The organism is Caballeronia sp. LZ035, assembly GCF_031451175.1.
Classification (GTDB): domain Bacteria; phylum Pseudomonadota; class Gammaproteobacteria; order Burkholderiales; family Burkholderiaceae; genus Caballeronia.
In genome coordinates, this window is record NZ_JARUXS010000001.1 from 71,478 (window position 1) to 94,376 (window position 22,899).

Annotated in this window: 23 protein-coding genes; 8 read left to right on the top strand and 15 right to left on the bottom strand. The window is 65.0% G+C overall.

From position 1 onward, the window contains the following. Positions 1–4 precede the first annotated feature (4 nt). Entirely contained in the window at positions 5–847 is an 843-nt protein-coding gene (locus QCE88_RS00360) for an SDR family oxidoreductase (protein ID WP_309898190.1), read from the bottom strand. Between the two features lie 13 nt (positions 848–860). Here QCE88_RS00360 and QCE88_RS00365 point away from each other — a divergent pair, with 13 nt between their 5' ends. Together QCE88_RS00365 and QCE88_RS00370 are read left to right on the top strand one after the other, a co-directional pair. After that, positions 861–2,066, top strand: a complete 1,206-nt coding sequence (locus QCE88_RS00365) for an SAM-dependent methyltransferase (protein WP_309903290.1) — start codon at positions 861–863, stop codon at positions 2,064–2,066. 13 nt (positions 2,067–2,079) lie between these two features. Next, positions 2,080–2,274, top strand: coding sequence for a DUF2905 domain-containing protein (locus QCE88_RS00370; protein ID WP_309829443.1), 195 nt, complete (start codon positions 2,080–2,082; stop codon positions 2,272–2,274). 9 nt (positions 2,275–2,283) lie between these two features. On the opposite strand, the gene QCE88_RS00375 is transcribed toward QCE88_RS00370, so the two are convergent. From QCE88_RS00375 to QCE88_RS00390, 4 genes are all read right to left on the bottom strand, one after another. Further along, the gene (locus QCE88_RS00375) at positions 2,284–3,519 is read right to left on the bottom strand and encodes a multifunctional CCA addition/repair protein (RefSeq protein WP_309898193.1); all 1,236 of its coding nucleotides are present in this window, start codon (positions 3,517–3,519) and stop codon (positions 2,284–2,286) included. After that, positions 3,516–4,136 carry a glutathione S-transferase family protein gene (locus QCE88_RS00380; protein WP_309898195.1) on the bottom strand — a complete coding sequence of 207 codons (621 nt, stop codon included), beginning with the start codon at positions 4,134–4,136 and terminating at the stop codon, positions 3,516–3,518. Before QCE88_RS00380 ends, QCE88_RS00375 begins: the two co-directional genes overlap by 4 nt. Before the next feature lie 17 nt (positions 4,137–4,153). After that, positions 4,154–5,110 carry a complex I NDUFA9 subunit family protein gene (locus QCE88_RS00385; RefSeq protein ID WP_309898197.1) on the bottom strand — a complete coding sequence of 319 codons (957 nt, stop codon included), beginning with the start codon at positions 5,108–5,110 and terminating at the stop codon, positions 4,154–4,156. A gap of 118 nt (positions 5,111–5,228) precedes the next feature. Beyond that, entirely contained in the window at positions 5,229–7,196 is a 1,968-nt protein-coding gene (locus QCE88_RS00390) for a transglycosylase SLT domain-containing protein (RefSeq protein WP_309898199.1), read from the bottom strand. 124 nt (positions 7,197–7,320) lie between these two features. On the opposite strand from QCE88_RS00390, the gene QCE88_RS00395 reads away from it, so the two are divergent. Next, positions 7,321–7,872: a 5-formyltetrahydrofolate cyclo-ligase gene (locus tag QCE88_RS00395; protein ID WP_309898201.1), complete on the top strand. Its 552-nt coding sequence runs from the start codon at positions 7,321–7,323 to the stop codon at positions 7,870–7,872. An 18-nt stretch (positions 7,873–7,890) separates the two neighbouring features. On the opposite strand, the gene QCE88_RS00400 is transcribed toward QCE88_RS00395, so the two are convergent. Further along, positions 7,891–8,403: a winged helix DNA-binding protein gene (locus QCE88_RS00400; protein ID WP_309898203.1), complete on the bottom strand. Its 513-nt coding sequence runs from the start codon at positions 8,401–8,403 to the stop codon at positions 7,891–7,893. A gap of 186 nt (positions 8,404–8,589) precedes the next feature. On the opposite strand from QCE88_RS00400, the gene pxpB reads away from it, so the two are divergent. The 5 genes from pxpB (at position 8,590) to QCE88_RS00425 (ending at position 12,934) form a co-directional block, all read left to right on the top strand. Continuing rightward, positions 8,590–9,243 (top strand): 5-oxoprolinase subunit PxpB, encoded by a 654-nt coding sequence (gene pxpB, locus QCE88_RS00405; RefSeq protein WP_309898206.1) that lies wholly within the window; start codon positions 8,590–8,592, stop codon positions 9,241–9,243. Further along, positions 9,240–10,280, top strand: coding sequence for a biotin-dependent carboxyltransferase family protein (locus QCE88_RS00410; protein WP_309898207.1), 1,041 nt, complete (start codon positions 9,240–9,242; stop codon positions 10,278–10,280). Before pxpB ends, QCE88_RS00410 begins: the two co-directional genes overlap by 4 nt. A gap of 73 nt (positions 10,281–10,353) precedes the next feature. Beyond that, on the top strand, positions 10,354–11,100 hold the full coding sequence (gene pxpA, locus QCE88_RS00415; RefSeq protein ID WP_309898209.1) for a 5-oxoprolinase subunit PxpA: 747 nt from the start codon (positions 10,354–10,356) through the stop codon (positions 11,098–11,100). Between the two features lie 149 nt (positions 11,101–11,249). Then, complete coding sequence (locus tag QCE88_RS00420; RefSeq protein WP_309898211.1) at positions 11,250–11,981, top strand: DUF969 domain-containing protein; 732 nt, start codon at positions 11,250–11,252, stop codon at positions 11,979–11,981. Then, on the top strand, positions 11,978–12,934 hold the full coding sequence (locus QCE88_RS00425) for a DUF979 domain-containing protein (RefSeq protein ID WP_309898214.1): 957 nt from the start codon (positions 11,978–11,980) through the stop codon (positions 12,932–12,934). The genes QCE88_RS00420 and QCE88_RS00425 overlap by 4 nt, the downstream gene beginning before the upstream one ends. Before the next feature lie 33 nt (positions 12,935–12,967). Here QCE88_RS00425 and QCE88_RS00430 read toward each other — a convergent pair whose 3' ends face one another. From QCE88_RS00430 to ahcY, 9 genes are all read right to left on the bottom strand, one after another. Then, positions 12,968–14,059, bottom strand: coding sequence for a TraB/GumN family protein (locus QCE88_RS00430; protein WP_309898216.1), 1,092 nt, complete (start codon positions 14,057–14,059; stop codon positions 12,968–12,970). Between the two features lie 66 nt (positions 14,060–14,125). Further along, positions 14,126–15,130: a peptide ABC transporter ATP-binding protein gene (locus QCE88_RS00435; RefSeq protein ID WP_309898217.1), complete on the bottom strand. Its 1,005-nt coding sequence runs from the start codon at positions 15,128–15,130 to the stop codon at positions 14,126–14,128. Then, on the bottom strand, positions 15,127–16,119 hold the full coding sequence (locus QCE88_RS00440) for an ABC transporter ATP-binding protein (RefSeq protein WP_309898219.1): 993 nt from the start codon (positions 16,117–16,119) through the stop codon (positions 15,127–15,129). The genes QCE88_RS00435 and QCE88_RS00440 overlap by 4 nt, the downstream gene beginning before the upstream one ends. A gap of 4 nt (positions 16,120–16,123) precedes the next feature. Then, the gene (locus QCE88_RS00445) at positions 16,124–17,044 is read right to left on the bottom strand and encodes an ABC transporter permease subunit (RefSeq protein ID WP_309898221.1); all 921 of its coding nucleotides are present in this window, start codon (positions 17,042–17,044) and stop codon (positions 16,124–16,126) included. Between the two features lie 13 nt (positions 17,045–17,057). Next, positions 17,058–18,068, bottom strand: a complete 1,011-nt coding sequence (locus tag QCE88_RS00450; protein WP_309898222.1) for an ABC transporter permease subunit — start codon at positions 18,066–18,068, stop codon at positions 17,058–17,060. Positions 18,069–18,198: 130 nt separating this feature from the next. Next, the gene (locus tag QCE88_RS00455) at positions 18,199–19,830 is read right to left on the bottom strand and encodes an ABC transporter substrate-binding protein (protein ID WP_309898224.1); all 1,632 of its coding nucleotides are present in this window, start codon (positions 19,828–19,830) and stop codon (positions 18,199–18,201) included. Between the two features lie 297 nt (positions 19,831–20,127). Continuing rightward, complete coding sequence (gene metF / locus QCE88_RS00460) at positions 20,128–20,967, bottom strand: methylenetetrahydrofolate reductase [NAD(P)H] (protein WP_309829497.1); 840 nt, start codon at positions 20,965–20,967, stop codon at positions 20,128–20,130. 43 nt (positions 20,968–21,010) lie between these two features. Next, a complete protein-coding gene (locus tag QCE88_RS00465; RefSeq protein WP_309898227.1) occupies positions 21,011–21,364 on the bottom strand; it encodes a phage holin family protein in 354 nt (117 codons plus the stop codon). A gap of 84 nt (positions 21,365–21,448) precedes the next feature. Beyond that, positions 21,449–22,870: an adenosylhomocysteinase gene (ahcY, locus tag QCE88_RS00470; protein ID WP_309898229.1), complete on the bottom strand. Its 1,422-nt coding sequence runs from the start codon at positions 22,868–22,870 to the stop codon at positions 21,449–21,451. Positions 22,871–22,899 lie beyond the last annotated feature (29 nt).

Genomic DNA, 22,899 nt, shown 5'->3' on the forward strand with positions numbered 1-22,899 from the left:
CGCGTCAGTGATTCTGCGCGCCGATCATGTACATCACATCGCGCGGGCTCGGCACGAGGTGCTGGCCGCCATCGACGACGAGCGTCGTGCCGGTCACGCCGTGCGCGTTCGCGAGATAGCACGCGGCCTGCGCGACATCCTCCATCGTCGACGCGCGATTCAGCGGCGTCACGCGATGCGCCGCCTCGAAGGTCGCGGGCGTCTGCCCGGCGGAAATCAGCGTCAAACCCGGCGCCAGGCCCACCACGCGCAGCTTCGGCCCCAACGCCTGCGCCAGCGCCACCGTGGCGTTGTCGAGCGCGGCTTTCGTCAGCGTGTACGACAGGTAATCCGGGTTCATGTTGTAAAGCTTCTGGTCGAGCACGTTGATGACCACGCCGCGCAGTTCGTCGCGGCCGGACGCGGCGTCCGGCAGGATCTCGTGCAGCATGCGGGCGAGCAAGAGCGGCGCGGCGACGTTGATCGCGGTCATCTCCAGCAGTTTCGCGTAGCGGAAATCGCCGGCGGTGTCTTCGTCGAAGCGCGATGCGCAGTTCACCACGCAGTTCAGACCGCCGAACGCCTCGACGCACGCCGGCACCAGCCGCGCGACCTCGGCTTCAACGCCGAGATCCGCCTTCAGCGCCACTGCGCGCCGCCCGAGTGCCTCGATCAGCGCCACGGTTTCGCGCGCTTCGTGCTCCGAGCCGCCGTAATGCACCGCCACGTCCCAGCCCTGTCGCGCGAATTCCAGTGCGATGCCGCGCCCCACCCGCTTCGCCGCGCCGGTCACGAGCACGGCGCGGGAACGGGGAGCGGCGCCGGAAGACGGCGAGTTAGCGGGAGAAAACGGCGTGGAAGCGCTCATTTACAATACGGGGATGAACTCGAATGCTCGACAATCCGATAGTTTACCTGCTCCGGGCGCCGACGCGCTCGCGCAATCCGAAGCGCTGACCGGGCTGATCCGCGAACGCATCGCTGCTGCGGGCGGCTGGCTGCCGTTCGATCGCTATATGGATCTGGTGTTGTACGCCCCCGGTTTCGGCTATTACAGCGGCGGCGCCATGAAATTCGGGCGTCGCGGGGAAGACGGCAGCGACTTCGTCACCGCGCCCGAGTTGTCCCCGCTGTTCGCCACGACGCTCGCCCGTCCCGTCGCGCAGGCGTTGCAGCAAAGCGGCACGCGCCAGCTGATGGAGTTCGGCGCCGGCACCGGCAAGCTCGCCGCGGGCCTGATGAACGCCCTTGCCGATCTCGACATTCACTTCGACAGCTACGCCATCGTCGATCTCTCCGGCGAACTGCGTGCGCGTCAGCGTGAAACCATCGAGCGCGAAGCGCCCGGGCTCGCCGCGAAGGTGAAATGGCTCGATTCACTGCCGGACAGCTTCGAGGGCGTGGTGATCGGCAACGAGGTGCTGGACGCGATGCCCGTACGCCTCGTCGCACGCAAGCTCGGCGCATGGCACGAGCGTGGCGTGGTGCTGCTGAACGACCGCCTGGCCTTCGACGACCGTCCGATCACGCGGGACGCACAAGTCGAACTGATCGACGCCGCCATCGACGACGCCAACGACGAACCGTTCGCCGAATACGTGACGGAAACGCACGAAGCGGCGCTGGGCTTCACGAAAACCATCTGCACGATGCTCGTGCGCGGCGCGGCGTTTTTTATCGACTATGGGTTTCCGCGCCGCGAGTTCTATCACGCGCAGCGCGCAAGCGGCACGCTGATGTGTCACTACCGGCATCGTGCGCATCCGGAACCGTTTCTCTATCCGGGCTTGCAGGACATCACCGCGCACGTGGAATTCACGGGCATTGCGGAAGCCGGCGTCGAGACCGGCGCTGATCTGCTCGGCTTCACCTCGCAGGCGCGCTTCCTGTTGAACGCGGGCGTCACCGATGTGCTCGGCGAACTGGATCCGTCCGATGTGCGGCGTTTCCTGCCGGCCGCGAATGCCGTGCAGAAACTGCTCTCCGAGGCCGAAATGGGCGAGCTGTTCAAGGTGATCGCGTTTTCGCGCGGCATTCCCGGCACGCTCGACGCCTTCGCCACCGGCGACCGAAGTCATACCCTATGATTTTTTATCCGTCATGATCCGCTGGCTGCTGACTACCTTCATCGCGCTCGCGATCCTGTCCGGCTCGCTGCCCTGGCTCAGGAAATTCGGCATCGGGCGGCTGCCGGGCGACTTCACGCTGCGGCTTTTCGGCCGGGAATATTCCTTTCCCTTCATGTCGACGCTGCTGCTCTCCGTGCTGCTCTCGCTGATCGCGCGCGCACTCTGAGTCAGGCGGTCAGACGCCCAGCGCGTCCTTCACCGCGGCGACCCGCGCGTCGTGTACCGCATCCTTGATCTTCGACGGCTGGGCCGCGTGCTGTTGCGCGACCGCGCCGGCATCGACGGAACGGGCCGCAACGAGCGCCTCGCGCAACCGCTCCGCCTGCGGATACGGTTGCCGGTCGAGTCCCAGCCGGCCGCGCGCGTCGGCCACGCACGCCTGCAAGGCCTCAGCGAAACGCGCCGGCTTGCGCAGCGCATCGCTGCGTTCGAACAGACGCACCAGCGCGGCCGCGCCCATCTCCATTACGCGATGAATATTGCCGTGTTCGCGCGCGACCAGCACCGCCAGGTCGCGGCATTCGTTGGGCACGCGCAGGCGCTCGCATAGTGGACGCAGCAGATCCACGCTGCGTCCTTCGTGACCGAGATGGCGCGGCAGGATGTCTTCTGGTGTGGTCGCCTTGCCGAGATCGTGCGTGAGCGCGGCGAAACGCACCGGCAGCGCGAAGCCTTGCGACGCCGCATAGTCGAGCACCATCATCACGTGCACGCCGGTGTCCACCTCCGGGTGATAGTCGGCGCGCTGCGGCACGCCCCACAGCGCATCGACCTCGGGCAGGATGCGCGCCAGCGCGCCGCAACCGCGCAGCACCTCGAACATGCGTGACGGCTTTTTCTCCATCAGCCCGCGCGACACTTCCTGCCACACGCGCTCGGGCACCAGCGCATCGACTTCGCCGGCCGCGACCATCTTCTGCATCAGTGCGGCCGTTTCGGGCGCGACGTTGAAATCGGCGAAACGCGCGGCGAAACGCCCCACGCGCAGAATCCGCACCGGGTCCTCGACAAACGCCTCGCCCACGTGCCGGAACAGCTTGTTCGCGAGATCGGCGCGGCCGTCGAAGGGATCGATGACGGGTCCCGTCAGTTCGCCCGCCGGCGTGACTTCGCGGGCCATGGCGTTGACGGTGAGGTCGCGCCGCGCGAGATCCTCTTCGAGCGTCACGTCCGGCGAATAGTAGAACTGGAAGCCGTGATAGCCGGCGGCCGTCTTGCGTTCGGTGCGCGCGAGCGCGTATTCCTCGTGCGTCTCGGGATGCAGGAACACCGGAAAATCCCGCCCGACCGGCCGATACCCCTGCGCGACCATCTGCTCGGGCGTCGCGCCCACCACGACGTAATCGCGATCCACCACCGGCACGCCGAGCAGTTCGTCGCGGATCGCGCCGCCGACCGCATAGATGTTCATCGCGCCGCCTCGCGCGCGCCGCCGATCCACGCGGCCACCGCAGGCAATGCCGTGACGCGCCGCGCGTAGTCCAGCGAAGTCTGGCTCAGCGTCGGCGCATAGGAGTTGAAACGCATGACGACGGGCGCGTACATCGCGTCCGCAATGCCGAATTCGCCAAACAGGAACGGCCCGCCCGACGCCGCGAGACACTCGGCCCAGATGGCTTCGATGCGCGCGATGTTGGCGAGCGCGCCCGGCGTCGCGCCCGTGACTGGCGCGTGCAGTGAGAGGTCCATCGGCATGTTCTGGCGCAGGTCCGTGAAGCCCGCGTGCATCTCCGCGCTGATGCTCCGGGCGCGTGCGCGGGCGTCGGCGTCGCGCGGCCACATCGCGTGCTTCGGATGCAACTCGGCAATCGTCTCGGCAATCGCCAGCGATTCGCACACGGCGACGCCCGTATCGGTGATGAGGCACGGCACCTGGCCATTCGGCGAAAGCGCCAGGATCTGCGCCTTCGTGTCGGGCTGGTTCAGGCGGATCGGCGTCTCCTCGAACGGGATGCCGAAATGCGTGAGCAGCACCCACGGACGCATCGACCAGGATGAATTGAGCTTGTCACCGATAACGAGTTTCATGCGATCAAAGTAGGAGTTCAGCGGTGCGCGGTGGCGCGGAAGGCGTCGAAACGCGAGCGTGAGCCATTGCCGGTCAGGTACAGCGGCGCAATGGCCTCGATGCTCGCGGGTTCGTCGATGCCGAGTTCGGGCGCAAGCGGCTTGCTGGCGATGTTCGGCGTTTTCATCGAGTCGAGATTGTCGCGCGAAATGAGCGGCTCGCCGGGCGCCATTTCCATGGTCATCGCCTGCAAACGGCCAAGCGTCTCCGGCAGCTTGATGATGCGCGAATGCTTGCCGATGGTCTTGCCCGCGAAGCGCACCAGTTCCGCGAGCGTGTAGACGCTGGGGCCCGCTAGCTCATAGACCTGATGGCCGGCGGCGTCGAGATCGAGCACATTGACCATGGCCTTCGCCACGTCGCCGACGAAGACCGGCTGGAACTGCGCGTCGGCGCATGCGAGCGGAATCACCGGAAACATGCGTTCGAGGAACGCGAACTGGTTGAGCAGATTGTCCTCGGGGCCGAACACCACCGAACTGCGGAATACGGTCCAGTCGAGTCCGGATTCGCGCACGATCTTTTCGCCCTCGCCTTTCGAGCGCAGATACATGCTGGGGCCGTCGACATGGGCGCCGAGCGCGCTCATGTGCAGCAGCCGCCTCACGCCCTTCGCCGCGCACGCCGCCGCGATCTTGCGCGGCAACTCGACGTGCGCCTTCGCGAACTCCGGCCCGTACGGATCGCCGCGCCGGCCCTGCAACACGCCGACGAGATTGATCACCGCGTCGCACTGGTCGATGAACGCCGCGAGTTGCACGGGATCGTGGACATCGGTTTCGATCACGTCGATGGGCAGCAGCGTCAGATGCGCGGCGCTGGCGCGACGGCGCGTGGCCACGCGCACGTTCTTGCCGAGATCGACGAGTGCATTGACGAGATGGCTGCCGATGAATCCCGATCCGCCGATCAACGCTATGTGTTGGTGTCGCATGGCTCGCCTCTTGGGTCGTGGCTGGACGGACGTGTCTTAAAAACGCCGAGGCGAGAAAGACAGCGCCCGCGAATCCTTTCCAGGACACGCGGGCGTGAGGTTTCGCCTGGGGACGCCGTCAGGGAGCGATGTAGCCCAGACGCGCCTTCAAGGACTGCGGACGGCCTTCGAACAGCGCGGCATAGTACACGGTGTTCGACAGCACGTTCTTCACGTAATCGCGAGTCTCGGTGAACGGGATGGTTTCAGCAAAAACCGCGCCCTCCACGGGCGCCCGCAAGTCCTGCCGCCACTGGCGCGGCCTGCCCGGCCCGGCGTTATAGCCGGCGGTGGCGAGCACAGGCGAGTTGTCGAATTGATTGTAGATCATCGACAGGTAATTCGTGCCGAGCAGGATGTTGGTGTTGATCTCGTTCATTTGCGCCCGCGAGACCGGACCCATCCCGATCTTCTTCGCGACAAGCTGCGCCGTGCCCGGCATCAGCTGCATCAGGCCGCCCGCGCCCACTTCCGAGCGCGCGTTGATGATGAAGCGCGATTCCTGGCGGATCAGCCCGTATGCCCACTCGACGTCGAGACCGGTGTTCTGCGCGTCGCGCTCGACGATATCCCGATACGGCGACAGATAGCGCAGCGAGAAATCGTGCTCGGCCTTGGTTTTGTCGGCGGTGTTCACGGTGCGGTCGAGCAGTTCGATGCGCTTCGCATATTGCGCGGCGGCGAGCAACTGGCGGTCCGTCATCGTGCGCAGCGGCCAGTTCCATTCGCGATTGCCTTCGAGCCGCATGTTCAGCGCGTAGAACCGTTGCGCCAGCGCGAAACCCGGCACCGACTGCATTTGCGCAATTTCCTCGTCGGTCACGGTGGTGCGCGGCGGCACGGTGATCTTCTGTCCCAGTTCTTCGAGCGCGAGCTGGCCATAGAAGTTGAACTGGTCCGCGATGCTCTGGAATTCCTGGTTCGCCGTGGCCGTGTCGCCCGCCTGCTTGACGGCGCGCGCATGCCAGTAGACCCACGACGGCTGGCTGCGCAAGCCGGGCGGCATCTGCTCGATGGACCAGCGCACCATGTTCCAGTCGCCGGCGAGCAAGGCACTGCGCGTGCGCCACTCGTACGCCGGGTTCGACAACTGCGCGTTGGCCGAGAGCCGGTACCAGTCCGCCGCCGACGGCATGCGCTTGACTGCCGCCTGATAGCCGATCGTGCCCCAGCCGATGGCGCGCTCCGTAGGCGTCAGGCTCGGCGCGACGGAGCTGAACGTGGCCGCCGCCATGGCCGGGTCGTTGCGGGCCATGCGCGTGATGGCGAGCAGCGTGAGCTGATGCGCCGGGGTATTGGGCATCACGCCGCGCGCAAGGTAAATGGGCGGCTTGCTGACGGCGTCGTCCAGCAGCGAGTCTTTCGGCTTCTCCTGACCCAGCGTCTCGACGATATTGGCGCCCGTGCCCGTGTAGTTCTGTTCGTAGGCGAGGCGGATCTGCTGCCAGATGTCATCGCTCGTGAACTGCCCGGACTCGGCCAGCGCGCCGATCAAATCGACACAGCCGTCGCCATACCACTTTGGCTCGACGAGCAACGCGCGCGCGGCATCCGCGACGTTTTCCCCGCGCGACAGGCGCGCCTCCAGCGCGTAGCACTTGACCTGCGTGTCGTCGTTGAGCACGAAGCGCGCGTATTGCTGGTCGAAGTTCTTCCAGTCGTGGCGGCTGCCGAGCACCACCAGATAGTCGTTGCGCATGCGGTCCGCGATAGCCTGGCCGTCATAGCGCTGCAGGAACGACAGCACGGGCGCATCCGGCGCGTCGAGGCGCGCGTGGCCCTGCGAGTCGAACAATTGCGGCTTGAGCGTGAAGTATTCGAGATAACTCGGCGCCGGATAGGACGGAATCTGCGCAGCGAGCGCGGCGGCTTTGCCGGCGTCGTTCGCGCGCGCGGCGTCGCGCAACTGCATGAAGATGCGGTCGTCGGAACCGGGGGTGAAATCGGCGTCGGGACGGACGGCGGAGGCCGTACCGCAGGCGACGAGGGAAACCGCGGCAAGGGCTGCGCAGACCGCGGGATATACTCGGTTGAGGCGTTTTGACATCTTTATTTCTGGAGCGCGAATGGTCTTGAAGCGAGTCCTGGGGTCGGAAGAAAGCATATCACGCAACGTTTGCGCGACATCGCAACAGGGGCGTGAAAACGTACCTGAAACTGTGCCTAAGTGTGTGTCCAAGAGCGCTCTGCGCGCGACCCTGCTCGAACGTCGTGAAGCGCTGGCCGAACAGCCGGGATACGGTGCCCTGCATACCGCCTTGGCAACACGCCTGCGCGAGGCCCTCGAGCGCCACGCGGCGCAGTGCGTCGGCTTCTACTGGCCGGTGGCGGGCGAATTCGACGCCCGCGACGTCATCACGCGCTGGCTCGCTGAAGACGCGTCGCGCGAGGCGGCGCTGCCGGTGGTCGTCGAGCCGCGTGCGCCGATGGTCTTTCACGCCTGGCGCGCCGATGCACCCATGAAGGAAGGCCGCTACCGGATTCCGGTACCCGCCGAAGCACGCGTCGTGGTGCCGGACCTGCTGCTGATTCCGTGCGTGGGTTTCGACGCGGATGGCTATCGGCTGGGATATGGCGGCGGCTATTACGACCGCACGCTGGCCGCGTGGCCGGGTGCGCGACGGCCGGTCACGCTGGGCATCGCGTTCGAGGCATGCCGCTGCGACGCACTGCCGCGTGAAGCGCACGACCTGCCGCTGGACGCAATCGTCACGGAAGCCTGACTCGGGCGCTCTCCCGGTTTACAGCGACGCCGCCGCGCGTGCAGCGGTGTCATACAAGCCGGAAGCATTGCGCATCAGCTGCGCAGCTTCGCCGATCTGCTCGTTAGTGAGCCCGCTCTCGCGCAGCGTCTCGATCAGACACGCCTCGCGCACGTCGCGATACCGCCCGCACAATTCGCGCCCTGCCGGTGTGGCCGAAAAGAACACTTCCTTGCCGGTTTTCTCGCTCTGCACATAGCCGCGCCCGACCAGTTTCTTGAGCGCATACGTGGCGACGTGCGTGTCCTCGATGTTCAGCACGAAGCAGATATCGGCGAGCTTCTTCTTGCGGTCGCGATGGCTCACGTGATGCAGCAGCGACACTTCCACCGCCGTCATGTCCTTGGCGCCCGCCGCCGACATGCAGCGCACCATCCAGCGATTGAACGCGTTTCCCGCCATGATGAGCCCGTACTCGAACTCCGATAGTTCCGCGCTGGTTTCGGACACGAGATGTTCGGAAGAGACGATCTTGGTGGGATGGCGCGGCATGGCATTTGCCCGTTATTAGTGTGCGTTGGAGTGTAGCGCAGGGACTTTTTACCAGCGTACCGCGCGCCTCGGCGAAAACCTGTATTGATAATTTCTTGATAATTTATTGACAATGTACCATTCTGCGACGATGCGATGAGCGCCCGACCGGCACTTTTTCTCGTCGCGAAACCGCGAATTCAAGGCATGACCAAACCAAGTATTCATCCGCTCGGCGATTCCGCGCTGGTGCTCGACACCGCGCCGCCCGCCACGCTCGATTGCCAACGCCGCGTCTGGGCGCTGGCGGAACACGCCCGCCTGATGCCGCACGTCTTCGAAGTGGTGCCGGGCATGAACAACCTGACCATCGTGTTCGACCCGCTGGAGGCGGACTACGAAACGCTCGCGGCGCAGCTGGAGAGCGGCTGGGATGCCGTCCAGGCCACCGACACGGAGAGCGCCGAGATCGAGATTCCGGTGCGCTACGGCGGTGCAGACGGCCCGGACCTCGTCGAGCTGGCGCGGCATGTGGGGCTGTCAGTCGATGAAGTCGTGAAGCGTCACACGCAGGCCGAATACATCGTGTTCTTCCTGGGCTTCCAGCCGGGCTTCGCCTACCTGGGTGGCCTCGATCCCGCGCTGCACATGCCGCGCCGCGCCGAGCCGCGTCTCGAGGTGCCGGCGGGGTCGGTGGGTATCGGCGGGGCGCAGACGGGCATTTATCCGGCGGTGTCGCCGGGCGGCTGGCAGTTGCTCGGCCGCACCGAACTCAAGCTGTTCGATCCGGCCAGAAACCCGCCGACGCTGATGCAGCCCGGCGACCGCGTGCGCTTCACGGCGCTGGAGGTGCGCGCATGATCGACGTGATTCGCGCGGGCGTGCTCAGCTCGGTACAGGATCTCGGCCGCCCTGGCTATCGCCATCTGGGCGTGAGCTCGGGCGGCGCGCTCGACGCGCTGTCGCTCGAAGTGGGCAACCGCATCGTCGGCAACCGGCCGGACGCGGCGGGCATCGAAGTCACCTTCGGGCCGACCGTGCTGCGTTTCAAGCATGCGACGCGCATCGCCATCGCGGGAACCGACTTCGGCGCCACGCTCGACGACAGGCCGGTCTATTCCTGGTGGAGCCTGCCGGTCCGCGCGGGCCAGGAACTGACGCTGCGCGCGGCCAAGCGCGGCATGCGCTGTTATGTGTGCATCGCGGGCGGCATCGACGTGCTGCCGATGCTCGGTTCGCGGTCCACCGATCTCGGCGCCTGTTTCGGCGGCCTCGGCGGCCGCTCATTGCGCGACGGCGACCGTCTGCCCGTCGGCGTGCCGCAGCCGCACAAGGGCATGGCGTTCTCGCCGGAGGAGCCCGCGTTCGGCGTGAAGGCGCCGGCGTGGTGCAAGTTCGTGCTGGTCGACGAACCCGTGCGGCGCGGCCGTCACGCGCCGGGTCTGGCGTGGGCAGTGCCGGTGCGCGTGCTGCGCGGCCCCGAATACGACAGCTTCGGCGAAGCCGCCCAGCAGGCCTTCTGGAATGAGGAATGGACCATCACGCCGAACAGCAACCGCATGGGCTTCCGACTGGCGGGCACGGCGCTCGAACGGACCCGCAAGGTGGAACTGCTGTCGCACGCGGTGTTGCCCGGCACGATCCAGGTGCCGCCGAACGGCCAGCCCATCATCCTGATGGGCGACGCCCAGACCACCGGCGGTTATCCAAAGATCGGCGCGGTCATCCGCGCGGATGTGTGGAAGCTCGCGCAGGTGCGGCTGAACGGCGGCGTGCGCTTCATCGAGACCTCCGTGGAAGAGGCGCGCCATGCGCTCGCGGAGGAACGCCAGTACTTGAGCCAGGTGGAAACGGCGATTGCCATGCACGAAGAGCGCATCGCGCGCGCAGGCGCATGACGGCCGCGCCGGACACCGTGCGCCACGTCGCCCCCAACCTTCAATACTTAACGTAACGACTGCACGAAACATCATGGAAATCGATCTCAATGCCGATCTCGGCGAAGGCTGCGGCACCGACGAAGCACTGCTCGACCTCGTCAGTTCCGCCAACATCGCGTGCGGCTGGCACGCCGGCGGCGCCACCGCGATGCGCGACTGCGTGCGCTGGGCCGTCGAGAAACGCGTGGCCATCGGCGCGCATCCGAGCTTCAACGATCCCGAGAACTTCGGCCGCAAGGAAATGGACCTGCCGCCCGAGGAAATCTACGCCGGCGTGCTCTACCAGCTGGGCGCGCTGTCGGCGATTGCGCAGGCGGAAGGCGGGCGCATCGCGCACGTGAAGCCGCATGGCGCGCTCTACAACCAGGCGGCCAGGAGCACCGAAATCGCCGATGCGATCGTCTCCGCGGTGCGCGACTTCGACCCGTCACTGCTCGTGTTCGGGCTCGCCAACAGCGGGCTGGTGGAAGCGGCGCGGCGCGCGGGGCTGAACGCGATCGAGGAAGTGTTCGCGGACCGCGGCTACCGGGCGGACGGCTCGCTCGTGCCGCGCAAGGAGCCGGGCGCGTTGCTCGACGATGAAAACATCGTGCTCGACCGCACCCTCGCGATGGTCCGCGAACAGCGCGTGCAGGCCGTGTCGGGCGAATGGGTGCCGCTCAACGCGCAAACCATCTGCCTGCATGGCGACGGCGCGCACGCGCTGGCGTTCGCGCGCCGGATCCGCGGCGCGCTCGCCGATGCGGGTATCGAGGTCCGCGCGGCGCACGCCGAATGACGCCTTTTCACTGAGCAATCCCGCGCTCCGCGCAACCGGGGCGCGTCAGCGAGCGGCCGAAGAGCCGCGCAGTCGCCAGCAGCACAACCACAAGAAGCATAACCACGCGCCCGGTTCGAGGCGTGACGCTTGATCCGTTTGGAGAACTCATGGCAACCGCAGTCAACACCGCCGTCAACCTATGGCCGCTCATTGGCGTGGCCGTCATCATCGTGGGCTTCGTCCTGCGCTTCAATCCGATGCTGATCGTCGCCGCCGCCGCGATCATCACCGGCCTGGCGGCGCACTTCCCGGTCGAGAAAATCCTGACCGCGATCGGCAGCGGCTTTCTCAAGACCCGCAACATTCCGCTCATCATCCTGTTGCCGCTCGCGGTGATCGGGCTGCTGGAGCGCCACGGCCTGCGCGAACGCGCGCAGATGTGGATCTCCAGCATCAAGGCGGCGACGGCCGGACGCCTTTTGATCGTCTATCTGTTCGTGCGCGAAATCACGGCGGCGGTCGGCCTGACCGGGCTCGGCGGCCATCCGCAGATGGTGCGTCCGCTGCTCGCGCCGATGGCCGAAGGCGCCACCGAAGCGCGCTACGGCAAGCTGTCCGATGCGGTGCGCCACAAGCTGCGCGCCTACTCGGCGGCCACGGACAACGTCGGCCTGTTCTTTGGCGAGGACATCTTCGTGGCGTTCGGCGCGATCGTGCTGATGACCACCTTCCTGAAGGAAGCGGGCATCGTGGTCGAGCCGATGCACGTCGCCGTCTGGGGCATTCCCACGGCGATCTGCGCGTTCCTGATCCATGGTTTCCGCTTGTGGCTGCTCGACCGCAGGCTCGCGCGCGAACTCGGCGCACTGACGCGCAACGTCGCCGGAGAACAGGCATGACGCTCACGATCAACTATCTGTTCTATCTCGTCGGCATCGTGCTCGTGGTTGTCGCGGGCATGATCCTCACGGACAAGTCGCATCCGCGCCGGCTCACGGCCGGCGGTTTCTGGCTGATCTATGCGCTGATCTTCCTGATCGGCGACTGGATTCCGGTGACGGTCGTCGGCGTGCTGGTGGTCGCGATGGCGCTGATCGCCGGCTTCGGCGGCGTGACCGGCGCGAAACCGAAGATGCTCTCCGAAGCAACGCGTCGCCAGAGCGCCGTACGCCTCGGCAACAAGCTCTTCATTCCGGCGCTGACGATTCCGGTCGTGACCGTCGTCCTCACGCTCGGCGCGAAATATCTGGTGTTCGGCGGCACGCCGCTGATCGAACTGAAGAACGTGACGCTGATTGGCTTCGGCGTCGGCTGCGTGATCGCGCTCGCCATTGCCTGCGTGATGACGCGCGATACCGTCGGCCAGTCGATGCGCGAGACGCGCCGCCTGATCGATGCGCTGTCGTGGGCCGCCGTGCTGCCGCAGATGCTCGGCATGCTCGGGCTGGTGTTCTCGGATGCGGGCGTGGGCAAGGCCGTCGCGCACGTGACGACGGCCTACGTGAACATGGACTACCGCTTCGTCGCGGTGGCGGTGTACGTGATCGGCATGGCGCTGTTCACGATGGTCATGGGCAATGGCTTCGCGGCGTTTCCGGTGATGACGGGCGGTGTCGGCGTGCCGATCCTGGTCGGCGTGTTCCATGGCAATCCCGCGACGATGGCCGCCATCGGCATGTTTTCCGGCTACTGCGGCACGCTGATGACGCCGATGGCCGCGAACTTCAACATCGTGCCTTCGGCCTTGCTGGAGTTGCCCGACAAGAACGCGGTCATCAAGGTGCAGGTGCCGACCGCGCTGACGCTATTGATCGCGAACATCTTCCTGCTGAACTGGCTGATGTTCATCTGAGCATCGCTTCGGTCAAAGCGTGAGCGCGCGCGCTCACGCCGGATCCACCACGAACCCGCGCTTGCGCAACAGTTCGAGCACGCCTCGCGGCCCACCCAGATGCAGCGCGCCGATCGCGACGAACACGGGTTTATCCGGCGCCGCCATCTGCACCATGCGCTGCACGAAGCGCCGGTTGCGCTCATACACCACGCGATTGTCGACCTGGGCGGCCAGCGACCGGTTCCTGGCCAGCTTGCTCGACTTCGCATCGTCCCAGGCCTTGAGCGCGTCCGCATCGCCAATGCGCCACAGCCGGTGCAATTCCTTCACATCCGCGATGTTCTCGGCCGGCGTCTGCACCAGATCCTGTCCGAGCATCTCGCGCTGCTGCGCCGACGTCAGCCGCGTGAAGGTGGAAATCTGTTCGTTCAAGCTCTCCAGCCCGACAATCTTCCCGCGCGCCCGCAGATAGACGTTCTGCAATTGCGCCTCGGTGCCGTACTCGCTGTCGAAGCCGGCCTTGAGCGTGTCGTAGGTTTCGATCAGCATCGACGCCAGCCATGGCCGCGTGTGCCGCAACTGCTTCAGCGCTTCCGGATGCGAACGCATGCGCGTCTCGACCTGTTGCCACATCGGGTCGGGCAGATAGTCGAGCAGGCACTCGCTGCGGCACATGCCGTAGCGGTTCACATCGTCCTGGGACAGCAGGAGGTCGTCGGGGGAAATTTCGAGCGCCAGCGTAGGCGACGCTTCGAGCGCGGCGAGTATGCGTGCGCGAAACGGTTGCTCGGGCGGATAGTCGTTCGGGAAACCGACGTGCAGCGTGCCGAGCACGTAGATGGTCGTGGCGCCCTTGGTGGCGACATAGAACGGCATGCGCGGCGGTTGCGCGCGGACCGGGCCGCTTGCCGTGGTGCCGTTCGAGCGATCAGTCCGCGGCGGGGGTGCAGGCCGGGGAGGCGCGGCGGCCGGTCCGGCGTCGCCGGCGGCCTGCGGCGTGCGCGAACCAACGACGGCAAAACTGTCGGGCGCCACGCAGATGCCCGCCGTAAACAGCACGAGCGACAGCGCAAGGGCTGTCGCATGGGCGAACGCCGCGCGGAAGAAGCGCGACTTGTCGAGTGAATCCGGCACGACCGCCATCTTAAAACATTCGTGTGTCGGCCCGTCCATTCGTCTGCATGAAGCCGGGTCGATCCGAAGAGGAAATCAGTCCTCGCCTTCGCCGACTTCCTCCGCGCGATGACACGACACCTGGCGCCCGTCCACTACGCGCAGCGTCGGCTCCTCGGCGCGGCAGCGATCGATCGCATACGGGCAGCGCTGATGGAACGTGCAACCCGATGGCGGATTGAGCGGCGAAGGCATTTCGCCCTGCAGCTTGATCTTGATGCGCCGGTCCTCTTCGAACAGCGCGGGCGTGGCGGACATCAGCGCGCGCGTGTACGGATGACGCGGCCGGGCGAAGATGGTCTCCTTGTCGCCGAGTTCGGCGATGCCGCCGAAGTACATCACCATCACGTCGTCGGCAATGTGCTCGACCACCGAGAGATTGTGCGAGATGAACACATAGCTCGTGCCGAACTGTTCCTGCAGGTCCATGAACAGATTGAGAATCTGCGCCTGGATGGAGACATCGAGCGCGGACACCGGCTCGTCCGCGACGACGATCTGCGGATCGAGGATCATCGCGCGCGCGATCGCCACGCGCTGGCGCTGTCCGCCGGAGAACATGTGCGGATAGCGCGTCGCATGCTCCGGACGCAGCCCGACCGTGCGCATCATGTGGGCGATGCGCTCGGCGCGTTCGGTGGCGCTGAGCTTCGTGTTGATCGCGAGCGGTTCGCCGAGCGTCTGCTCGACGGTCTTGCGCGGATTCAGCGACGCAAACGGATTCTGGAACACCATCTGGATGCGTTGCCGCAACTCGGCGATCTTCGCCTTGCTCGCCCCGGCGACATCATCGCCTTCGATCAGCAGGCGGCCCGAGGTCGGCGTTTCGATCATCGTCAGCTGACGGGCGAGCGTCGACTTGCCGCAGCCCGATTCGCCGACGACCGCGAGCGTATGCCCGCGCTTCAGCTCGAACGACACGCCGTTCAGCGCCTTCACCGTGCCGTGCTGGAACGCGCTGCGCTTCACGTCGTAATGCTTCGCGAGCTGGTCGGCGGCCAGCACGATGTCCTGCTTAAGCTGCTTGGGTACGGCGTTCATCGCGCGCCTCCTTCCACCACTACGTCGATGTTCAATGGCTTGATGCAGCGCGCGCGCACCGCCGGATCGTTGCGGTCGAGCGGGAACAGGTCTGGCCGGCCCTTCCAGCATGCCTCGACCGCATACTTGCAGCGCGGCGCGAACAGACAGCCGCTCGGGCGGTCGTCCTTGCCCGGCACCATGCCCGGCAGCGCGGCAAGCCGTGCAGCGCCGCGGCTATGCTCGGGAATCGCGGCGAGCAGCGCTTCGGTGTAGGGGTGATGCGGCTCGCTGAAGATCGTCGGCACGTGATTCGTTTCGATGATCTCGCCCGCGTACATCACCGCCACGCGTTGCGCCACTTCGGAGACCACGGCCAGATCGTGCGAGATCAGCACCAGCGCCATGCCGCGCTCCTTCTGCAGGCGCACGAGCAGTTCCATGATCTGCGCCTGGATGGTCACGTCGAGCGCGGTAGTGGGCTCGTCGGCGATCAGCAGCTTGGGATTGCACGCCACCGCCATCGCGATCATCACGCGCTGGTTCATGCCGCCCGACATCTGGTGCGGGAACGATTCAATGCGGCTCTTCGCATCGGGAATGCCGACCTGGTCGAGCAGTTCGACCGCGCGCTTGTGCAGCGCGTCGCCGCGCAGGCCTTCGTGCAGCTTCAGCACTTCCTTGATCTGATAGCCGACGGTGTAGCTCGGGTTCAGGCTTGTCAGCGCGTCCTGGAACACCATCGCGATGTCCTTGCCGATGATCCTGCGACGCTCGCGCGCCGAGGCCTTCAGCAAGTCCTTGCCGTCGAAGGTGACCTGGTCGGCGCTGACCTTGCCGGGTGCGTCGATGAGGCCCATCAGCGCCATCATCGTGACGCTTTTTCCCGAACCGGATTCGCCGACCACGCCCACGACTTCACCGGGTTTCACCGACAGGTCGATGCGATCGACGGCCTGCGTGCCGCCGAACGTCACCTGCAGATTGCGGATAGTCAAAAGATCATTCATGTCGTCAGCCCATCCGCTTCAGTTTCGGATCGAGCGCATCTCGCAGCCCGTCGCCGAGGAGATTGATGACGAGCACCGAGATCAGGATCGAGAGGCCCGGCATGGTGACGATCCACCACGCGCTTTCGATGTAGTCGCGCGCCGAGGCGAGCATCGCGCCCCACTCCGCCGCCGGCGGCTGCACGCCGAGGCCGAGAAAGCCGAGCGCGGCGGCATCGAGAATGGCGGACGAGAAACCGAGCGTGGCCTGCACGATCAGCGGCGCCGCGCAGTTCGGCAGCACTTGCGAGAACATCAGGCGCACGGTGCCTGCGCCGGCCACACGCGAAGCCGTCACGTATTCCTTCTGCAACTCGCCGAGCGCGGAAGCGCGCGTGAGACGCACATAGCCCGGCAGCGCGACGATCGCAATGGCGAGCATCGTGTTGACGAGTCCCGGCCCGATGATCGCCACGACCGCGACCGCCAGCAGCAGCGAGGGCAGCGCGAGCAGCACGTCCATGACGCGCATGATCGGGGTGTCGAGCCAGTGGAAGAACGCGGCCATGAGACCGAGCACGATGCCCGGAATCAGCGCGAGCACCACGGACACGAAGCCGATCCAGAATGACAGCCGTGCGCCATACATGAGACGCGAGAGGATGTCGCGGCCGGCTTCGTCGGTGCCGAGCGGGAACATGCGGTTGCCGCCTTCGAGCCAGGCGGGCGGGATCTTCACGTAGTCGCGATATTGCTCGATCGGGCTATGCGGCGCGATCAGCGGTGCGAACAGCGCGACCAGGATCAGCAGCAGCACGATCAGGCCCGCGACCACGGCGCCGCGATTGCGCGAGAAATTGGCCCAGAATTCGCGGGCGGCAACCATGCGGCCGGAAGGCGGCGGCGTGATCGCTTGCGGGGGGAGATTGTTTTGGATGTCAGCCATGATCGTGTCGTGATTACCTCGTATGGCGAATGCGCGGATTCAACACGCCGTACAGCAGATCCACGACCAGATTCACGACGATCACGAGCGTCGCGATCATCAGAATGCCGCCTTGCACGACGGGATAGTCGCGCCGCGAGATGGCGTCGATGAGCCACTTGCCGACACCCGGCCACGAGAACAGCGTCTCGGTCAGCACCGCGCCCGCGAGCAGCGTGCCGACCTGCAGGCCGATCACCGTGACGACCGGAATCAGCGCGTTGCGCAGCGCATGCACGATGACCACGCGCAGCGGCGACAGCCCCTTGGCGCGCGCGGTGCGGATGTAATCCTCGCGCAGCACTTCGAGCATCGACGAGCGCGTCATGCGTGCGATGACCGCCAGCGGAATCGTGCCGAGCACGATGGTCGGCAGGATCAGATGGCTCAACGCCGAGGTGAACGCGCCTTCGTCGGTCGAGAACAGCGCGTCGATCAGCATGAAGCCGGTCACATGCGGAATGTCGTATTCCACCGCGATGCGGCCCGACACCGGCGTCCAGCCGAGCTTCGCCGAAAAGAACATGATGAGGATCAAGCCCCACCAGAAGATCGGCATCGAATAGCCGGTGAGCGCGGTGCCCATCACGCCGTGATCGACGACCGTGCCGCGTTTCAGCGCCGCCGCGACGCCCGCCGGCAAGCCGACGACGAGCGCGAAGATCATCGCGCAGATGGACAGTTCGACCGTGGCCGGAAAGCGTGCGAGGAACTCGCCCATCACACTGGTGTTGGTGATGATCGAGGTGCCGAGATCGCCCTTGAGCGCATGCCCGACATAGGTGAGGTATTGAAGCGGAAGCGGCTGGTCGAGGCCCAGGCGCTTCATGGCTGCGGCGTGCATGGCCGGGTCCACGCCGCGCTCGCCCATCATTACTTCGATGGGATCGCCCGGAATCAGGTGGATCAGCGCGAACGCGAGAATCGTGATGCCGATGAACGTCGGTATCACCATGCCTATGCGTCGCAAAACGAATCGGAACATGATCGCCCTTTTCGGTCTTGAGGGGACAAAAACGTATCCGGCGGCTTGGATCTCGTGGACCCGCGCCGCCGGACCTTGTACTTGTTATTTAGTGCAAAAAGCGTTCCGCTGCAAAGACTTGCGGCGAAACTTATTGCATGCCGACGCCATCGAAGCGCACGTAGCCAAGCGGCTCGATCTTCATGTTCGTCACCTTCTTGCTGACGGGCTGATAGACCGTCGAGTGCGCGATCGGCGAGAACGGCAGCTGCTGCGCGAAGATCTGCTGGGCATCGGTGTACGCCTTGGTGCGCGCGGCGACGTCGGTGGTCGAGCGGCCCTTCACGACGAGATCGTCGAACGGCTTGTAGCACCACTTCGAGAAGTTGCTGCCCTTGACCGCATCGCAGCCAAGCAGCGTGCCGAGCCAGTTGTCGGGATCGCCGTTGTCACCGGTCCAGCCGATCAGCAGCGCATCATGCTCGCCCGCGTGCGCGCGCTTCAGATACTCGCCCCACTCGTACGACACGATGTTCGCCTTCACGCCGATCTTGGCCCAGTCGGCCTGGATCATCTCCGCCATCAGACGCGCGTTCGGGTTGTAAGCGCGCTGCACGGGCATCGCCCACAGCGTGATCTCCATGCCGTTCGGGAAGCCTGCCTTGGCCAGCAGCGCCTTCGCCTTCGCGGTGTCGTACGCCTGGCCCTTCAGGTTCTTGTCATAGGACCACTGCGTGGGCGGCATCGGTGCGGTGGCCGGCTGGCCCGCGCCCTGATACACGGAATCGATGATCGCCTTCTTGTTGATCGCCATGTCGAGCGCACGGCGCACGTCGGTGTTGTCGAGGCCCTTCTTGGTCACGTTGTACGCCACGTAACCTTCGTTGAAGCCCGCCTGCGACGGCGAATCGACATTCGACGCCGACTTCAGCGCCGCGATGTCGCCCGGACGCGGATAGCTCATCACCTGGCATTCGTTGCTCTTCAGCTTCTGCACGCGCACGGCGGCGTCCGGCGTGATCGAGAAGATCAGCTTCGAGATCTGCACCGCGTTCGGCTTCCAGTAATCCGGGTTGCCGTCGAAGCGGATGGTCGCGTCCTTCGTGTAGCTGCGGAAGATGAACGGGCCCGTGCCGACCGGCTGCTGGTTGATGTCGGCGGCCTTGCCGTCCTTCAGCAGCTTGTCCGTGTATTCGGCGGACAGGATCGATGCGTATTCCATCGCCATGTTCTGGATGAACGGCGCGCTGACTTCCTTCAGCGTGAACTTCACGGTGTACGGATCCACCTTCTCGATCTTCGAAATCAGCTTGTCCATGCCGAGGTCGGTGAAGTACGGGAACTGGACGTTGTACGCCTTGCGGAACGGATTGTTCGGATCGAGCATGCGGTTGAACGTGAAGATCACGTCGTCCGCGTTGAATTCGCGCGTGGGCTTGAAGAACGACGTCGTCTGGAACTTCACGCCGTGACGCAGATGGAACGTGTAGGTCAGGCCGTCCGGCGATACATCCCATTTCTCGGCGAGACCTGGCTCGACCTTCGTGCCGCCGCGCTCGAATTCAACCAGGCGGTTGTACACGGTGAAGGTGTTCGCGGTGAAGTCGGTGCCGGTGGTGTATTGGGCGGGATCGAAGCCGGCGGGGCTGCCTTCCGAGCAGTACACCAGCGTCTTGTTGGGAAGCGCGGCGTGCGCGACGGTGGCCGCGAACAGCGTTGCCGTAGCGATGGCGCCTGCGAGCGCAGGTCCGCGGACCGCTCGCAACAGGCTGTTTTTGTTCATGTTTTCCTCCAGGTCGATGCCGGCTTTCATCCCGGCGTAGCGCGAGTGTATCGGATCGCGTCGTACGCTTTTTGTAGCGTTTGCGCGAATGCGGGCGCTACCGTAGCACGAACAAAAGTGGCTTGCGTAGTTGGTTTTCCCCACTAGAGTTTGTCGCCGATGACGGGTCGATAAGGGCAGGTTATCGACCATACGCGCAAGTAATAGACCTTGGCGCATCCATGCGCAAAGAGGAAATTCGTAAGGGAAGGGAAAGAACCGCGCGACGGACGCCGCGCGGTCAGAGCAGAAGAAAGCTCAGGCGCTCTTGAAGCCGAGCCGCTCGCAGACCGTCTTCGCGGCCCACGCGCCGTTCAGCGTGTAGAAGTGCAGGCCGGGCGCGCCGCCGTCGATGAGACGCCGGCACAGGCCCGTCACCACATCCACGCCGAAGGCGCGGATCGACTCGCGGTCGTCGCCGAAGCTTTCGAGCCGGCGCGCGACCCACTTCGGCACTTCGGCGCCGCACATGTCGGAGAAGCGCATCAGTTGCGAGAAGTTGGTGATCGGCATGATGCCCGGCACGACCGGTACGTCCACGCCCAGCTTGTGTGCTTCCTCGAGGAACCTGAAATACGAGTCCGCGTTGAAGAAGTACTGCGTGATTGCGGAATTCGCGCCCGCCTTCACCTTGCGGGCGAAGTTCTCGAGGTCGGCGCGCGGCGACTTCGATTGCGGATGGAATTCCGGATACGCGGCCACCTCGATGTTGAACCAGTCGCCGTGCTCCTGGCGAATGAACGCCACGAGTTCCGACGCATAGCGCAACTCGCCGACTTCGCCCATGCCCGAAGGCAAATCGCCGCGCAGCGCGACGATATGGCGGATACCGTGTCCGCGATAGTTCGAAAGGATCGCGCGCAGGTTCTCTTTCGAGGAGCCGATGCACGACAGATGCGGTGCGGCTTCGAAGCCTTCCGCGGCCATCTCGAGCACGGTATCGAGCGTGCCTTGCTGCGTGGAGCCGCCCGCGCCGAAGGTCACGGAGACGAACTTGGGCGAGAGCGTCTTCAGTTCGGCGCGGGTGGCGCGCAGCTTGTCCACGCCTTCTTGCGTCTTCGGCGGGAAAAACTCGAATGAAAGTTCGATCGGTTTCATGATGAGAAGGGATCGAGCGGCGGCGACGCAGGGACGATCTGACTCAACCGAAGTTGCGGTTGCCGAAAATCAGCGCCGACAACAGCCAGGACACGATGCTGTACAGGATCGAGCCGAAGAACGCGGACCAGAACCCCGAGACCTCAAAGCCCTTCAGCAGTGACGAGCACAACCAGAAGCACAGTGCATTCACCACGAGGATGAAGAGACCGAGCGTGATGATCGTGACCGGCAGGGTGAGGAGGATGAGGACGGGGCGCAGGATGGCGTTGATGAGCCCCAGCACCACAGCGATGATGAGCGCCGTGCCGAAACTGCGAATATGAATCGACGGCACGAGATAGGTGATGATCAAAAGCGCGAGCGCGTTGATCAGCCATGTCAGCAGCACGGTCATCGATGAATCTCCGGTTGATGCGTCAGGTCGCGGGCGCCGCACGAATGCGTGGGCATCCGTGCGGACGTGGGTCGCCGCCCGCGGTTAATAGCGGTAGTGGTTCGGCTTGAACGGACCGGTCTTGTCGACGCCGATATAGCCGGCCTGTTCGTCCGACAGCACGGTCAGTTCCGCACCGATGCGGCCCAGATGCAGGCGCGCGACCTTCTCGTCGAGATGCTTCGGCAGCACGTAGACCTTGTTCTCGTACTTTTCGCCCTGGCAGAACAGTTCGATCTGCGCGAGCGTCTGGTTCGTGAACGAGTTCGACATCACGAACGACGGATGGCCCGTTGCGCAGCCGAGGTTCACGAGACGGCCTTCAGCCAGCAGGATGATCTTCTTGCCGTCCGGGAAGACAATGTGATCGACCTGCGGCTTGATGTTGTCCCACGTGTACTGGCGCGTCGAGGCAATGTCGATTTCCGAATCGAAGTGGCCGATGTTGCAGACGATCGCGTTGTTGCGCATGGCCTTCATGTGATCGTGGTTGATCACGTGATAGTTGCCGGTGGCGGTCACGAAGATGTCGGCCTTGTCGGCGGCGTATTCCATCGTCACCACGCGGTAGCCTTCCATCGCGGCCTGCAACGCGCAGATCGGATCGATTTCCGTCACCCACACGGTGGCGCCCAGGCCGCGCAGCGATTGCGCGCAGCCCTTGCCCACGTCGCCGTAACCCGCAACCACTGCGACCTTGCCGGCGATCATCACGTCGGTGGCGCGCTTGATGCCGTCCACGAGCGACTCGCGGCAGCCATACAGGTTGTCGAACTTCGACTTCGTGACCGAATCGTTGACGTTGATGGCGGGAAACGGCAGACGGCCTTCCTTCTCCATCTGATACAGGCGGTGCACGCCCGTGGTGGTTTCTTCCGTCACGCCCTGGATGTGCGAGAGGCGCGTGGAATACCACGTCGGGTCCGCATCCAGATGCTTGCCGATGGACTTGTACAGCGCGACTTCTTCTTCGTTGGTCGGCTTGCTGATGACCGAGCGGTCCTTTTCAGCCTTCGCGCCGAGGATCAGCAGCAACGTGGCGTCGCCGCCGTCGTCGAGGATCATGTTGGCGAATTCGCCATTCGGCCATTCGAAGATGCGGTGTGAGAATTCCCAGTATTCGTCGAGCGATTCACCCTTGAACGCGAACACCGGCGTGCCGCCCGCGGCAATCGCGGCGGCGGCGTGGTCCTGCGTGGAAAAGATGTTGCACGACGCCCAGCGCACGTCCGCGCCGAGTGCCGTGAGCGTTTCGATCAGCACGCCCGTCTGGATGGTCATGTGCAGCGAACCGGCGACGCGCGCGCCTTTCAGCGGCTGCTGCGCCTTGTACTCTTCGCGCGTCTGGATGAGACCCGGCATTTCGGTCTCGGCAATGTCGAGTTCCTTGCGGCCCCATGCGGCCAGCGACATGTCGGCGACGACGTAATCCTTGGAATTCTTGGAATCGAGAACTGCGGCGTTCATCACGCCCTCCTTTTCTAAAAAGACTAGAA